11 protein-coding genes are annotated in these 15,323 nt (G+C 54.2%); 7 read left to right on the top strand and 4 right to left on the bottom strand.

From position 1 onward, the window contains the following. The first annotated feature begins 41 nt into the window (after positions 1-41). The 5 genes from E9531_RS01360 (at position 42) to E9531_RS01340 (ending at position 6,226) form a co-directional block, all read left to right on the top strand. Positions 42-1,301 (top strand): thiamine pyrophosphate-dependent enzyme, encoded by a 1,260-nt coding sequence (locus E9531_RS01360; protein WP_136571940.1) that lies wholly within the window; start codon positions 42-44, stop codon positions 1,299-1,301. Positions 1,302-1,312: 11 nt separating this feature from the next. Then, positions 1,313-2,317, top strand: a complete 1,005-nt coding sequence (locus E9531_RS01355; protein WP_136572237.1) for an alpha-ketoacid dehydrogenase subunit beta — start codon at positions 1,313-1,315, stop codon at positions 2,315-2,317. Between the two features lies 1 nt (position 2,318). Continuing rightward, positions 2,319-3,650, top strand: coding sequence for a dihydrolipoamide acetyltransferase family protein (locus E9531_RS01350; RefSeq protein WP_136571939.1), 1,332 nt, complete (start codon positions 2,319-2,321; stop codon positions 3,648-3,650). Positions 3,651-3,661: 11 nt separating this feature from the next. Beyond that, on the top strand, positions 3,662-5,080 hold the full coding sequence (gene lpdA / locus E9531_RS01345; protein ID WP_136571938.1) for a dihydrolipoyl dehydrogenase: 1,419 nt from the start codon (positions 3,662-3,664) through the stop codon (positions 5,078-5,080). 87 nt (positions 5,081-5,167) lie between these two features. Then, on the top strand, positions 5,168-6,226 hold the full coding sequence (locus E9531_RS01340) for an acyltransferase (RefSeq protein ID WP_136571937.1): 1,059 nt from the start codon (positions 5,168-5,170) through the stop codon (positions 6,224-6,226). A gap of 112 nt (positions 6,227-6,338) precedes the next feature. Here the strand turns inward: E9531_RS01340 and E9531_RS01335 are convergent, their stop codons facing one another. After that, on the bottom strand, positions 6,339-7,682 hold the full coding sequence (locus tag E9531_RS01335; protein ID WP_136571936.1) for an MFS transporter: 1,344 nt from the start codon (positions 7,680-7,682) through the stop codon (positions 6,339-6,341). Between the two features lie 279 nt (positions 7,683-7,961). Here E9531_RS01335 and creD point away from each other — a divergent pair, with 279 nt between their 5' ends. After that, a complete protein-coding gene (gene creD, locus E9531_RS01330) occupies positions 7,962-9,326 on the top strand; it encodes a cell envelope integrity protein CreD (RefSeq protein WP_136571935.1) in 1,365 nt (454 codons plus the stop codon). Between the two features lies 1 nt (position 9,327). Then, positions 9,328-10,848 (top strand): glycoside hydrolase family 3 N-terminal domain-containing protein, encoded by a 1,521-nt coding sequence (locus tag E9531_RS01325; protein ID WP_158291693.1) that lies wholly within the window; start codon positions 9,328-9,330, stop codon positions 10,846-10,848. Between the two features lie 59 nt (positions 10,849-10,907). Here E9531_RS01325 and E9531_RS01320 read toward each other — a convergent pair whose 3' ends face one another. The 3 genes from E9531_RS01320 to E9531_RS01310 form a co-directional block, all read right to left on the bottom strand. Continuing rightward, a complete protein-coding gene (locus E9531_RS01320) occupies positions 10,908-11,492 on the bottom strand; it encodes a LysE family translocator (RefSeq protein WP_136571933.1) in 585 nt (194 codons plus the stop codon). A gap of 54 nt (positions 11,493-11,546) precedes the next feature. Next, positions 11,547-13,664: a DNA mismatch repair endonuclease MutL gene (gene mutL / locus E9531_RS01315; protein WP_211343342.1), complete on the bottom strand. Its 2,118-nt coding sequence runs from the start codon at positions 13,662-13,664 to the stop codon at positions 11,547-11,549. Positions 13,665-13,947: 283 nt separating this feature from the next. Further along, the gene (locus E9531_RS01310; protein ID WP_136571931.1) at positions 13,948-14,868 is read right to left on the bottom strand and encodes a LysR family transcriptional regulator; all 921 of its coding nucleotides are present in this window, start codon (positions 14,866-14,868) and stop codon (positions 13,948-13,950) included. Between the last annotated feature and the right edge of the window lie 455 nt (positions 14,869-15,323).

The raw sequence follows: 15,323 nt of genomic DNA, 5'->3' as shown, positions 1-15,323 counted from the left end.
ATATTAGGTTGGTGGACACAATCCACCTGGAGACGACAAACATGACTAGAACCAAAGGGCTCGCCAAAGGCCCGGGCAAGGGGCCTTTGCGCCTTACAGTCCCTGAACCATCCGCCAGGCCTGGGGAAAAAACCGATTTCTCTTTTCTCAAACTCTCTCGCGCAGACGAAGTGGCAAGACCCAGTCCTGACTGCGCCTACGAAGAAACCATCACGCTGAAAAACAGCCTCATTCGCGTGCTGGACGAGAACCACGAAGCAGTTGGACCATGGAATCCTCAAGCCAGTACAGAAGAGCTGCGCAACGGCCTTCGTCTGATGATGCTCACCCGCGCGTTTGACTCGCGTATGGTGATTGCGCAGCGGCAAAAAAAGACCTCGTTCTACATGCAAAGCCTAGGTGAAGAAGCCATTGGCGTAGGGCAAGCGCTGTCGCTCAATCAGGACGATATGTGCTTTACCTCGTACCGCCAACAGAACATTTTGCTCACCCGCGGGATGCCTATGGTTCAGATGATGAACCAGATCTATTCGAATACGGCCGATCCGCTCAAAGGTCGCCAACTGCCCATCATGTATTCGTCCAAAGAATACGGTTTCTTCTCCATCTCAGGCAATCTCGGCACGCAATATGTGCAGGCCGTGGGCTGGGCCATGGCATCTGCCATCAAGCATGACACGCGCATTGCCACCGCATGGATCGGCGATGGCGCCACCGCCGAAGCAGATTTCTACACTGCACTGGTATTCGCACAGGTCTACAACGCACCGGTGATTCTTAACGTGGTGAACAACCAATGGGCGATCTCCACCTTCCAGGCGATTGCCGGCGGCACCACTGCCACCTTTGCCGCACGCGGCGTGGGCATGGGCATTGCATCGCTGCGCGTGGATGGTAACGACTACTTGGCCGTGCTGGCCGCTTCACGCTGGGCCGCTGAACGCGCCCGCAACAATTTTGGCCCCACCTTGATCGAGTGGGTCAGCTACCGCGCAGGTCCGCACTCCACCTCAGATGACCCAAGTAAGTACCGCCCGGCAGATGATTGGCAACGCTTTCCGTTGGGCGACCCCATCCTGCGCCTGTCCAAACATTTGACCGGTCTGGGTGCCTGGGGCGAGCAGGAGCACGCAGCAGTGCAAGCCGAACTAGAGGCCCAAGTTCTTGCTGCACAAAAAGAAGCCGAACAAAACGGCACCTTGATCAGTGGTCAACAACGCACCGCCGCCGACATGTTCGACGATGTGTTCGAACACATGCCTGCGCACCTGATTGCGCAGCGCCAACAGCTAGGAGTCTGAGCATGGCCAAAATGACAATGATCCAGGCCTTGCGCTCGGCCATGGATGTGATGCTCGCGCGCGATAGCAATGTGGTGGTGTATGGCGAAGATGTGGGCTATTTCGGCGGTGTATTTCGCTGCACAGAAGGCCTGCAAGCCAAATACGGCAAGAACCGTGTATTCGATGCCCCCATTACAGAAAGTGGCATTGTCGGTGCCGGTGTTGGAATGGCCGCGTACGGCTTGCGCCCAGTAGTCGAAGTGCAGTTTGCCGATTATGTGTACCCTGCTTTAGACCAAATCATGTCCGAGGCGGCGCGCCTGCGTTACCGCTCAGCGGGTGATTTTTCAGCCCCGATGGTGATCCGCATGCCCTGTGGTGGCGGTATTTACGGCGGGCAAACGCACAGCCAAAGCCCGGAGGCCTTGTTCACCCACACCTGTGGCATCCGCACCGTGATGCCAAGCAATCCGTATGACGCCAAAGGCATGCTGATTGCGTCGATTGAAAACAATGACCCTGTCGTTTTCCTAGAGCCCAAGCGCCTCTACAACGGTCCATTCGATGGGCATCACGATAAACCCGTTGTGCCTTGGTCCAAACACGAGCTAGGCGAAGTGCCCGATGGCCATTACACCGTACCACTCGATTCCGCCAAAGTGGTGCGTGAAGGCAAAGACGTCACTGTCATTGCCTATGGCACGATGGTCTTTGTCGCTGAAGCTGCCGCGCAAGAAACCGGCGTGGATGCCGAGATCATTGACCTGCGTAGCATCTGGCCACTGGACTTGCCCACCATCGTCAAATCCGTTCAGAAAACGGGCCGTTGCGTGGTGGTACATGAAGCCACCAAAACCAGCGGCTTCGGCGCAGAGCTGCTATCGCTTGTGCAAGAAAACTGCTTCTACCACCTTGAGGCGCCCATTGAGCGCGTAGCGGGCTGGGACATCCCCTACCCACACGCACAAGAATGGTCGTATTTCCCTGGTCCCGCACGTGTGGGCGAGGCTCTCAAAAAAGTGATGGAGGCATAACATGGGTATTCATATCATCAAAATGCCGGACATTGGTGAAGGCATCGCAGAAGTGGAACTGGTGGCGTGGCACGTGCAAGTGGGCGATACCATCAAGGAAGATCAAAACCTCGCAGACGTGATGACCGACAAGGCCGCCGTCGAAATCCCCTCACCCGTGGCGGGCAAAGTGCTGGCATTGGGCGGAAAACTGGGCGAGATGATGGCGGTCGGCTCTGAGCTGATTCGCATTGAAGTCGAAGGCGAAGGCAATATCAGCGCTGAAGCGGCTGCGGCATCGCCTGCTGCAGCAGTGGCACCAGAGAAAGCAGCGGCATCTGCTGCGGCTGTAGAAACAAAGGCAGCCACGCCTGCGCCCGTTGCTGCACCAACAACACCAACACAGACAACTAAAACGGCACCCGCCTCAACGACCAGCACGGTTCGCGCACCCGCTGCCCCACGCAGCTTTGGCGAAGCGCCACTGGCATCACCTGCCGTGCGCCGCCGCGCTTGGGACTTAGGTATTGAACTGCAATTCGTCAATGGCAGCGGCCCGCAAGGCCGCATCCTGCATGAAGACTTGGATACCTATATCCAAGGGCAACAAGGCCCAGCCAGCGCCGGTGCCAGCGGCGCGCAATATGCACCACGCACCGGCGCACAAGCAGTGCCTGTGATTGGCCTGCGCCGCAAAATTGCCGAGAAGATGCAGGAATCCAAACGCCGCATCCCCCACTTCACCTATGTGGAAGAAGTGGATGTGACGGAAGTGGAAGCCCTGCGCGTCAAGCTCAATACGCAATACGGCAAAGAGCGCGGCAAGCTCACCATGATTCCGTTGATTGCGCGGGCGATGGTGGTGGCGTTGCGTGACTTCCCCCAAATCAACGCCCGCTTTGATGACGATGCTGGCGTGGTCACCCGTTACGACGGAGTGCACTTGGGCATTGCCGCACAAACGGACAACGGTTTGGTTGTTGCCGTGCTGCGCCATGCCGAATCGCGTGATTTGTGGGGCAATGCCGCAGAAGTGTCACGCTTGGCGGATGCAGCTCGGGCAGGCAAGGCCACACGCGATGAGCTGAGTGGCTCCACCATCACCCTCTCCAGCCTTGGCCCTTTGGGCGGCATCGTCAGCACACCAGTGATCAACTACCCAGAAGTGGGCATCGTGGCCGTGAACCGCATGGTCGAAAAGCCTGTGGTCTTGAATGGCCAGATCGTGGTACGCAAAACCATGAATCTCTCATCCTCGTTCGACCACCGTGTGGTCGATGGCATGGATGCTGCGCGCTTCATTCAGGCTGTGCGCAGCCTGCTTGAAACGCCTGCCACCCTGTTTATTGATTGAGGAGATTGACCATGCAAACCATACAAACCAAACTGCTGGTCTTGGGCGGCGGACCCGGCGGCTATATCGCGGCCATCCGTGCTGGCCAATTGGGTATTCAAACCACTTTGGTCGAAAGCGCCTCTTTGGGCGGCACCTGCCTGAACATTGGCTGCATTCCATCCAAAGCTTTGATCCATGCTGCGGGTGAATTTGCCAAAGTGCAAGACTTTGCCAGCCAATCCTCCCCTCTTGGGATTAGTCTGCAAAAACCAGCGCTGGATGTGGTCAAAACCATTGCGTGGAAGGACGACATCGTCAAACGCCTCACCGGTGGCGTAGGCGCATTACTCAAACGCCAAAAAGTGCAAGTGGTCAACGGCTGGGCGCACATTGTTGATGGCAAATCCGTTGACGTGCGTGGCGCAGATGGCACGATCACCCACCGCATTCAGTGTGAGCATTTGTTGCTCGCCAATGGCTCGGTGCCGGTGGAACTGCCTATCCTGCCGTTTGATGGTGACAAAGTCATCTCCAGCACCGAGGCCCTCTCCCCCGCGCAATTGCCCAAACAATTGATTGTGGTGGGCGGCGGTTATATCGGCTTGGAATTGGGCATCACCTACCGCAAACTGGGTGTGGCAGTCACCGTGATTGAAGCGGCAGAACGCATCTTGCCCGCCTACGATGCAGAGCTGACCAAGCCCGTGCAAACGCGTCTGGAAAAGCTCGGTATCAAGCTGTATTTGAAACACCAAGTCATTGGTGCCGTCAAAGGCAAAGGCGCCGGTGTGGAGATTCGCCCTGCAGGCGATGAAAGCGCCAAGGTCGTCACGTTGAAGGCCGATCAAGTGTTGGTGGCTGTCGGCCGAAAACCGCGTACCGAAGGCTACAACCTGGAAAGCCTGCAACTGACCATGAAAGGCCGCGCAGTGTTGGTGGACGACCAATGCAAAACCAGCATGAAAAATGTTTGGGCGATTGGTGACGTCACCGGTGAGCCCATGCTGGCGCACCGCGCGATGGCACAGGGTGAAATGGTGGCTGAAATCATCAGCGGAAAAACCCGCCACTTCCAGCCGCAGCAAATACCAGCCGTGTGTTTTACGGACCCTGAAGTCGTCTCCGTAGGCTTGTCGCCCGATGAAGCCAAGGCCGCAGGGCATGAGGTGTTGACTGCACAGTTCCCCTTTTCTGCCAACGGCCGCGCCATGAGCTTGGAAGATACAGAAGGCTTCATCCGCGTTGTCGCTCGGAAAGACAACCACCGCATTCTCGGCTGGCAAGCCGTCGGCGGCCATGTGGCTGAGTTGGTGGCTGCCTTCTCGCAATCGATGGAAATGGGCGCTTACCTGGAAGATGTGGCGCACACCATCCACGCGCACCCGACTTTGGGTGAAGCGATCCAGGAAGCTGCGTTGCGCGCTTTAGGCCATGCATTGCATGTCTAAAGTCCAGCAATACTGGCAACTACTTGATGAGCCCATCGCACAGGGAAAACACGCCCATGGCATGCGCCCCATCATGTAGAGAAGCGCATGTCAAACGCACCCCAAACACCGCACACAATAGCCAATACATGGATTGACAACGCCCGGTTAGTGGCTGCGGTAGCGGTGGTGGTGCTTCATATCTCAGCAAGCCCCGTCGTCTTTGCGCCTATAGGCTCCAACAGTTGGTGGGCAGGCAATACTTATGACAGTGCGACACGCTGGTGTGTGCCGGTGTTTGTCATGCTCAGCGGCTATCTTTTACTACCCACTGCGGTAACCTCTGACACATTGGGTTTCTTGAAAAAACGTGCCAGCCGTTTGCTGATTCCCCTGCTGTTTTGGGGACTGTTCTACCAAGCATGGCAACTTTGGCAAGCCACTCCACAAGTCAGAACCGCACTTTGGGCAGCCTTGCCTGAGCAATGGCTCAGAGGAGCCCCACACTTTCATCTGTGGTTCTTATTCATGCTCACTGGCTTGTCTCTCGTGACCCCTTGGCTTGCAAGATTAATGGCACACCTCTCCATTGCGCAGCAGCGCCACCTGGCATGGACACTATTGGCACTAGGGGCGCTACACAACGCTGCATTCGCATTGTTGGAGCATGCCACGGCACCTCAATTTTTCACTTTATTTTTGCCCTACTTAGGCTATTACGTTTGGGCTGCGACACCACGGTGTGCTAGCGTGACGGCTCAGTCCAGCCGTACAAAGGCAGTGCAAATTGGATTACTGCTGCTGAGCATCCTCGCCACCATGCTGGGGCTGTACGTTCTCAGCCAAATGTCAGGCTTGGCCAAAGGCTTGTATTTTTATGAATATGTGAGCATCACCGTGCTGCCCATGTCTTTACTGGTCTTTGTTCTTTTGCAATCATGGACACGCCCCATACTGGGACGCTGGACGCCACAGGCTGCACGCCTGAGCTTTGGGGTCTATCTGATCCATCCTTTGCTGATCGAGGTGCTGAGCCCATACCTGCAATCCTTGCAGACACTCGGAACATGGTTGTTCATCCCGCTGGTCTCCTCGGCAGTGCTCCTATCTTCCTTCGCAGTGGCGGGGTTACTGCATTCAGTCCCCTGGCTTCGCCGCACACTCTGAATTGACTGGAAAGAAAAACAAACATCACGCATCTCAAAATAAAAAAACGACGGTTTCTACACCGTCGTTTCTTTCGATCGATTAACACACCTTACGGTGCATCCATCAAACCTCAATGCCCGTGTTTTTTCTGCATGGCATGCTCATTATCAAGCCAGTTGTCACCTTGTTTGGGCAAGAAAAAGGCGTACACGATCAATGAAATAAACATCATCACGGTGGCATACACCACAAACGTGGTGACTTGATCACTTTTGAGTGCAGCTTGGTAGAACAAAGGAGCAGTTCCACCGAATGCAGAATTGGCCAGCGCATAGCCCAGGCCAACACCCAAAGCGCGAACATGGGTTGGGAACAACTCAGCCTTCACCACAGCATTGATAGAGGTATAGCCCGTCAAAATGATAAAGCCCACAGCCAGTACCAGAAATGCAACGCGCCAATCCGTTTGCTGCGGCAAATACTGCACCAAATACCATGTGTAGAGCACGCCTCCCAAACCGAAAAATACCAATAGTGCTTTGCGACCAACGATATCTGACAGCCACCCTCCAACAGGCTGCATCACCATCAGCAACACCAACGCCGCGAGGTTGATCAGCGTTCCAGTCATCACACTGCCGCCCGAGAAAGCGCTTTGGATCATTTTGGGGCCGGTAACGGAATAGGTATAAAACGCAATGGTTCCACCCGCAGTCACCAAGAAACACAGCAGCAGTGGTCTCCATTGGTTGACGAACAATTCCCGTAAAGAACCAGTGTTCTTGGCTTTGCCTTCACGCGCTTTGGAGATTTGTTCTGCAGAGAGGGACTCGTCCATGGTTTGACGCAACCAAAACACTACGATCGCGCCAATACCACCCAAGCCGAATGCAACACGCCAGCCCCAGTCAGAGATAGCGCTCTTATCGAAAAACGTCAGCATCAACAGCAACACGGCTTGCGCCAAAACATGCCCGCCAACCAAAGTGACGTAGTGAAAGGAGGACAGAAAACCTCGCCGGCCAGGGATCGCGGCCTCAGACATATAGGTCGCGCTGGTGCCGTATTCGCCGCCAGTGGCGAAACCTTGCACTAATCGCGCCAGCAGCAAAATTACCGCTGCAGCAGCGCCAATACTGGCCGCAGAAGGCGTAATTGCAATCACGAAAGAGCAAGCAGCCATCATCGTCACAGAAACCGTGAGCGCCAAACGGCGGCCATAGCGATCGGCAAAACGACCGAAATACCACGCTCCTAACGGGCGCATTAAAAATGTCATGGCAAAAATAGCCCAGACATACAGCGTGGCATTTTTATCGTCTGCAGCAAAAAACTGCGACTCAAAATACACGGCGAAAACGGAATAGACATAAACGTCATACCACTCCACCAAGTTACCTGCTGAGCCCTTGAGCGTATTGGAAACCGAACGACGCAGGTTGTACTGCGCCGCAGGGGCTTGTGTTGTATTCATGGGATACCTTCTTATAAGGGTTAGTACCAGACCACAGAATAATCACAAACCTGTTACAGCCGAGCCATTTGAAACAGTTATTTCCCACAACAATGCAACTTTTTGCAACTCATTCAGGGTGGCGCAGCCTGCACATCAATGGTGCACATATGGCCGCAGCCACCAAATAGCGAGACCATTTCACATTGCACGCATGCAGGCTTCACAGACGATTCACGCCGATTTCTAAACAGATTTGCACACTCCCCGCACTGCATCTAACGAATAAGGGGAGCACATATGCAATACCGTTTGGCGATGAAAGCGGCCATCATTGGTGTGATCGTGATTGGCCTGCAAGTGGCCTTGTCGATGATTCTGGGACAAATCCGTGAGAGAGCGTGGCTACAAACCAGCGTGGAGCAAGACATTGCCAACGCAGCCGCAAGCGCACAAGTGCTCACAGGCCCTGTCGTTTTGGTTGAATGGCGCGAAAAAATCACAGAAACCGACAGGGACAAAGACGGCTTGGCATTACCTCCAAAAACGCGTTATGTGCACCACAAGCAATTGCTTGCGCCCCGCACCACGCTTTGGCAAGGTAATGCCGCTGTAGAGGCACGCAAACGCGGCATTTACCATGCCAACTTGTTTCGTTCGCAATGGACATTGCAGGGCACCATCTCGCTTCAACCGTATTTGAGCGGTACGCCATTAGGCGAAGTAGTTGATGCCCAAGCCTATGTGGTGCTGGGCATCAGTGACCAACGCGGCATTACCAATAGCCCGGCACTGCGCATATCCAATCGCGAAATCGCATTCCAAGCGGGCAATAAAGGGGCATTCGACTCCGCAGCGATTTACGCCGACCTTGGCCCGATAGATTTGAGTCAGACTCATCACCTCGCTTTTGAAATGAATCTGGACGTGATGGGCACCAGCTCTATCGCAATAGCCCCAACCGCAGCGCAAACCGACGTGGCGATGCAATCAAACTGGCCCCATCCCAGTTTTCAAGGGCGCTTCCTCCCCACCACACATGCCATCAGTGATGGGGGCTACAACGCCCAATGGCAAGTGTCACATCTGGCGCGCAATTTTGACAAAGCACTCGATGCGGGCATGACCGACAACCAAGAGCGCCTGCAGGTCAGCTTTGTCGAGCCTGCCAACACGTACCAACAATCAGAACGTGCGATCAAATACGGCTTGCTATTCATAGTGCTGACTTTTTCCGCACTGTTCGTGCTTGAGGCCAGCCAACGCGCTGCAATCCATCCAATTCAATATGGCTTGGTCGGCTTGGCTCTGGCTATATTTTTCCTGCTGCTGGTCTCTCTTTCAGAGCACTTGCCATTTGCCATCGCCTACCTGATCGCAGCAACAGCTTGCGTTCTCCTGCTTACGGCCTATACCAGCGCTGTCCTGCACAGTACCCGCAAGGGGTTTGCAGCGGGTGCAGGCATCACCGCACTGTATGGGATTGTTTACGGCATATTGCTTTCTGAGGACAACGCTCTGTTGATGGGCAGCTTACTGCTCTTTATCGCTCTGGCTGCCGTCATGCTGGGCACCCGGCACATGGATTGGTACGGCTTGATACAGTCTCCGGCAAAACGCAGCGCACCACCAGCACCTAGCCAGCATGAAGTGCAGGGAGGCTGAAATGCGAGCAAGCACCTTACAAACGCTTTTGCACTATCGCCTCAGCAAAGCATTCTGCCAAACGTTAGTGTGGCTGGCTGCGCTGGGTGCAGCACTACTCGCATATGATCCTTTCACGCCCTATCTGCTGGTTATTCGCCCTTGGATTTTGCCCATCGCAGGCGCACTCTTGGCTGTCGGTGTGCTCTGCACCTGGAGCCTTGCTGCGCAGTGGCGTGCACGGCAAAAGCCAACACATTCAGATGAAAGAAGTGCCGCAATACCTGCGCACGCACGCAGTCTCAGCACCACAGCCCAACTCGTGGAGTGCGTAGTTTTGACTGGCCTGTTCACCTGTAGTGCAGTTGCCATTGGCTGGCAAGCATGGACATTTTCCAATGCACGTAAGCTGGTACTCACGCATTCCAGCTCCAGCCCAGCACTGACCACTCTAGGCCGGCATTTCATCATCAGCTATCGCGACTTTGACGAAGCCGCAACGCTCACTGCGCGCGGCGCCATTGCGGGCATTTATTTACGCAGCGCCAATGTGCAGGGCAAAACACCTTTTCAAATTCGCACAGAAATCATGGCCCTGCAGCGCCTGCGCCAACGCAACGGCTTACCACCGCTAATCATTGCGGCAGATCAGGAGGGTGGCGCCGTTCAGCACATGAGTCCACCTCTGCCATCGAGACCTGCCCTGGCACAACTGTTAGTCGACTTTCCCAACACTTTGCAAGAGGAGGTTGAAAGCCCCCACTCTCCAAAGGCCTCTGCAGATGCGCTGCTCGCCGTATACGCGTATGGCGCAGAACAAGGTCAAGAGCTTCGCAGTTTAGGCGTCAACCTCAACTTCGGCCCTGTCACAGATCTCACCCCGACCAACAACCATCCCATCACATTCGACACGCACACTCAGCTCGATCGCCGCACCTTAAGCGCTTCGCCCTATGTGGTGGCCGAAGCCACAAGCGCTTATATCCATGGGCTACAGCACAGCGGCGTTCAAGCGACGTTGAAACATTTTCCAGGACTTTCACGAACAAGAAGTGATACACACCATTTCAGCGCCACAGTAGAGGCCCCCACTAGCGTACTGAACCAAACCGATTGGATTCCTTTTCGCCAAACCATGCCACAGGCAGCAGCCATCATGTTGGGCCATGTCACACTCACTGATCTAGATCCTTCTACCCCGGCATCGCTCTCAGCCAGAGTGGTCAGCATGCTGCGCCATGAATGGCACTACCAAGGTCTATTTATCACGGACGACATCAACATGGGCGCGCTCTACCACCACTTTGGTATTTGCGAAAGCACCAAACGGGCATTGAATGCAGGCGTGGATCTGGTCTTGATTGCCTACGACTCAGAGCAGTTTTACCCTGCCATGGCCTGCGCATTGGACGCCTTGGACCGCGGAGAGCTGCAACTAAGACAAAGCCCAAAAACGCACCAACGCATTGCGCGTTGGTTCAAAGGGTCTGTGACGATAGAAGAAAGCACACCAAACCAGCAACTGGCATCACAAGATGCTTAAACAATGCCCCGGCCATCCCCAAAAAACGAAGCACCGTCCACAATTTTGAATTGTGCACGTCACTGTATCAACACGGATTTAATCGCATAAAGGGAAAAACCACCCAGAACAATCGAAGTGACACGGTATGCCACTACTCTGGCCTCTGTTTCCATTAAAACCGCGAATTTGGCCCCAAGCGCCATCCACAAAGCACCTATTGGAATCAAAACAGCCACGAACTGAAACAGCACTATCGAAAAAGTCTCTGGTTCGACAATATGCGAAAAAGGAAAAATTGCACTAATAAAAATCAAAGCCTTCGGATTCAAAAGCGTGGCGAAATACATTGCTCCCAACCGTATTGAAGGCTGATTCTGCTTGATTTTTTTAGCACTTCTCCACACCTTGGTTGCTAAATAAAAAATGAAAAGCGCAGAAACGATCTTGATCACCAACAAAATCGATGGCGCTGTATTGTTTAAAAAAACCACCAAGTAACGCCACAAAATCAGTGCAGTCAAATACCCTGCGACCTCAACACCAATAAAGCGAATACCTTGGTACCACGGTATTTCAGTGCCTACAACAAACAATAAGGTGTTCGTGGGACCCGGTGTTAACAACAGCAACGCAACAGAAAACAAATACGAATAATCACTCATGCCGGCGATTTTACACAGCGGTGTATAGCGTTTTCTCTGGCATTGCTCACACCCTCAACGCCCACGCAAAAACAGCTGATCCAATACAGACATGGACAGCTGCCGCCACGTCGGCCGACCGTGGTTGCACTGGTCTGAGCGTTCAGTGGCCTCCATTTGACGCAATAAGGCGTTCATTTCTTCCAGCGTCAACTGCCGGTTGGCACGCACGGAGCCGTGGCATGCCATGGTAGCTAGCACTTCATCGCGTGCGCGCTGCAAAACGGTGCTGTGCTCATGCTGCGCCAACTCAGCCAAAACGCTGCGTGCCAGTTCGGCCGGATCAGCCATACGCAGCTCCGAAGGCACGGACCGCACGGCCAATTTTTCCGCAGTCAAAACGGTCACTTCCAACCCGAGTTGCACCAAGGTCTGCGCATGTTTTTCTGCCGTCGCCATTTCAACGGGTGTTGCGACAAAGGTAGCAGGAATCAACAAGGGCTGGCTTGGAATGTCTGCATCATGCAGCAAAGTTTTGAGTCGCTCATACACAATGCGCTCATGGGCTGCATGCATATCCACCACCACCAAACCCTGGCGGTTTTGCGCCAAAATATATACACCATGCAACTGAGCCAACGCTTTGCCCAAAGGCCACTCTTGTGCCGTATTCGCTGACTGGCCAACGTGGCCTATCTCCTGAGCGCTGGTACTGCCGTAGGCATATTCACCAAGCCCTGCCTCCCATGCTTGCGTCTGCGGCACGTGAGCACTGCCCTCAACAACAGCCCCTACATGTGTGGCTTCATAGCCCCAAGAGACTGCGCTCTCTTGCACGTTTGCGACAGGGCCACTGAACTCATTCAAAGCATAAAGCCCCTCGACTTCTGGTCGCCCCAACCCATCGGCCCCTTTAGCCGCTATGGCATTTTCCCCCCACAAGGCATGCAAGGTTTGCCGCGTTTTCTCAATATCCGAAGCAAAACCCAAACCTTGCTGCGATGCACTGGACTGCCACGCATAGCCGGAAGGGTATTTAGACTCCTGCGCAGCAGCACTGGGGTTGTTCGCCTGCACATCTGCAGCACTGGCTGTCGTTGCACGCGAAGGGGCAATGGCTTTTTCCAACGCGTGGCGCACGGCTGAATGCACAAGCCGCCCATCGCGAAAGCGCACTTCAATCTTTGTCGGATGGACATTCACGTCCACCTGATGCGGGTCAATCTCCACATACAACACGTACACCGGCTGACGATGGCCATGCAGCACATCTTCATACGCAGAACGTGCTGCATGGGCTATGGTTTTCTCACGCACATATCGGCCATTGACAAAGCAATATTGCTGATCTGCCCGGTTTCGCGAGTGGGTTGGCATGCCTGCACGGCCATACACATGCACGCCCGCTTCTTGGTGGTCTACCGGAACTGAATACTCCATAAACTCAGCGCCCATCACATCAGCAATGCGCCTGTCCCACTGTGCACGCTCGACCTCTTTAAAGGTTTCTGTCAAACCTTCAAAAAAACCTGCGGCATCAACACCATGGTCTGGCTCTTGAGCACGAGACAATTCAGGACCTCGCCATTGGTACTGCAACTTGCCACCATGCCAGACTGCAAAGTCCACATCGGGCCGGGCCAGTGCATGCCTGCGCACCGCTTCAATGCAGTGCCCTAATTCAGTGGTTTCAGATTTGAGAAACTTGCGGCGCGCAGGGGTTGAGAAAAACAACTCTTTCACTTCCACCGTGGTCCCCACGCTGCGCGCAGCGGGCTCCATTTCACCGCTGGAAGCATCCAGCATCATGGCATTGGCACTGTCGGCGGTGCGAGAGGTGATACGCAGCTCCGAAACCGAACCGATGGCTGCCAACGCTTCACCGCGAAAGCCCATCGTCATGACCGACTCCAAATCATCCAGCGAACGAATTTTGCTGGTGGCATGGCGATGAATGGACAGAGCCAAATCCTCAGCAGGCATCCCGCGCCCATCGTCCTCGATCACGATATGGCGAATACCGCCCGCCAGCAACCTCAATTGCAGCTGGCTTGCCCCAGCATCCAAGGCGTTATCCAGCAACTCTCGCACAACAGACGCGGGTCGCTCCACCACCTCCCCCGCCGCGATCTGACTGATCAACGTATCAGGCAGGGCTTGAATAGGTCGGTATGCAGTGGTCGGAATACGCATGGCTTTAATCATTTTCCCAAAAAGCAAATGCCTATTTTAGGACGCACACTCTGCAGGATGGCATAAAGCATCCTTCAGGCACGCTACAAAAGCAAACGCCAGCTTACTGGACGCAGGCAGGCCTTGTTGCAGCGTTAGAAAGCACACGGCCTATTGCAGTAAAGCCCTTGCATTCCATATGCTATCGGGGGACATGCGGCTTCGCGAGAAGAGCACATACCACCCCAGAAACTCTCCATCTTCAACCATCCGGCTGAACCCACCGGATTGCGCGCTCTACAAATTAGGAGGCCTGATCCAGTGCCACCTCATGCGCGTGAACTTCAGTCTGCAGCCAGCGACGGAATGCCTGCAAAGGGGGATGGTCATGCTTGCCTATAGGACAAGCGAGATAGTAGGCCTCGGTATTCTGGCTAGGAGCATCAATGGCGAAGACTAAATCACCACGTGCGAATTCATCCTTGAACAAGAATTGCGGCAGCAGCGCCACCCCTAAGTCAGCAATAGCGGCCTGAGTGACTAATGCAAACTGATCAAGCAGCATGCCATGAATCACTACGTCATCGAGCCCCTGCGCCGCAAACCAGCGCTCCCAAGCATCTGGCCGAGACACCAAGTGAAGCAGCGGTGCTTGCAGCAGATCCGATATCTCCTTGAAGTGATAGCGGTCTCGCATCGCCCGACTGCATGCAGGCACCACGGTCTCAGGTAGTAGAAAGTCTAGTTTGGCGCCAGGCCAGTCTGGTTGACCGTAGTGGATAGCGGCATCGACGCTGTTCTCCAACTGGAAGTCAAATGGCTGAAGCCGTGTTACGAGATTGATTGTGACACCGGGATTACTGGCGATGAAACGCGGCAGACGCGGCGCCAGCCAGCGCATACCGAAAGTGGGCAGGATGGCAAGATTGAGCGTACCACCATGCGGGTTCGCCTTGAACCCCAGCGTGGCATTGGCGATGCGCTTGAGAGACTCGCGTACTTCCTGTGCGTACGCACTTCCTGCCTGGGTCAGTTTGACGGTCTGTCGTTCTCTAATGAACAGGCCAGCATCCAGCATTTCTTCAAGCATTCTTATCTGGCGACTGACAGCACTTTGAGTCAGATTTAGCTCAGCAGCAGCGGCAGTAAAACTGCCAAGCCGAGCAGCTGCTTCGAAGGCGCAGAGAACATGCATCGGAGGCAGAAAGCGACGAGGTAAGGCCATGGCAAAGTTGTCTTTGTGAGGAACAAGTATCCAGAGTCCAACTATGGATGAATGCAAAGCAGCAAGTTGCCGATCTGTTTCTAGAACGTTGAGCCGTATTGATATACACCAGCAGTTAGCACACGCCTCGAGAAAACGCAATGGGTAGTAGGAATCTTGTAAACACACGATCCACTAACCCCAATCATTACAAATCAGAACAACATGAGTCTAAATGATCGTTTGACCCAGTCATCAATCGGCACGCAAAATCACAAACATCAAAAGGCAAAAAAAGCAAAAATAACTAGAGACAAGAACTAGTTATAAGGGTTTTCCATAAAAATGAAGGCATTTAATAAAAATGCCAATTTTTTCAAAAGCTAGTTCGCTGCGCAGTTGGCCATCGTTAGATAGTTCCATATAAGACTGAACTACACCAACTTCGTGCATTTCATAACTTTCCGGTGCTGCGC

This window comes from Lampropedia puyangensis (genome assembly GCF_004833285.1).
Taxonomy (GTDB): Bacteria; Pseudomonadota; Gammaproteobacteria; order Burkholderiales; family Burkholderiaceae_C; genus Lampropedia; species Lampropedia puyangensis.
Note: the sequence above shows the minus strand (reverse complement) of the source record. Positions and strands in the feature narration are given on the sequence as shown.

Bases quoted from the DNA above. Each gene is read 5' to 3' on its own strand.
- E9531_RS01335 (WP_136571936.1), bottom strand. From the start codon at position 7,682: ATGAATACAACACAAGCCCCTGCGGCGCAGTACAACCTGCGTCGTTCG.
- lpdA (WP_136571938.1), top strand. From the start codon at position 3,662: ATGCAAACCATACAAACCAAACTGCTGGTCTTGGGCGGCGGACCCGGC.
- creD (WP_136571935.1), top strand. From the start codon at position 7,962: ATGCAATACCGTTTGGCGATGAAAGCGGCCATCATTGGTGTGATCGTG.
- E9531_RS01350 (WP_136571939.1), top strand. From the start codon at position 2,319: ATGGGTATTCATATCATCAAAATGCCGGACATTGGTGAAGGCATCGCA.
- mutL (WP_211343342.1), bottom strand. From the start codon at position 13,664: ATGCGTATTCCGACCACTGCATACCGACCTATTCAAGCCCTGCCTGAT.
- E9531_RS01340 (WP_136571937.1), top strand. From the start codon at position 5,168: ATGTCAAACGCACCCCAAACACCGCACACAATAGCCAATACATGGATT.
- E9531_RS01325 (WP_158291693.1), top strand. From the start codon at position 9,328: ATGCGAGCAAGCACCTTACAAACGCTTTTGCACTATCGCCTCAGCAAA.
- E9531_RS01360 (WP_136571940.1), top strand. From the start codon at position 42: ATGACTAGAACCAAAGGGCTCGCCAAAGGCCCGGGCAAGGGGCCTTTG.
- E9531_RS01320 (WP_136571933.1), bottom strand. From the start codon at position 11,492: ATGAGTGATTATTCGTATTTGTTTTCTGTTGCGTTGCTGTTGTTAACA.
- E9531_RS01310 (WP_136571931.1), bottom strand. From the start codon at position 14,868: ATGGCCTTACCTCGTCGCTTTCTGCCTCCGATGCATGTTCTCTGCGCC.
- E9531_RS01355 (WP_136572237.1), top strand. From the start codon at position 1,313: ATGACAATGATCCAGGCCTTGCGCTCGGCCATGGATGTGATGCTCGCG.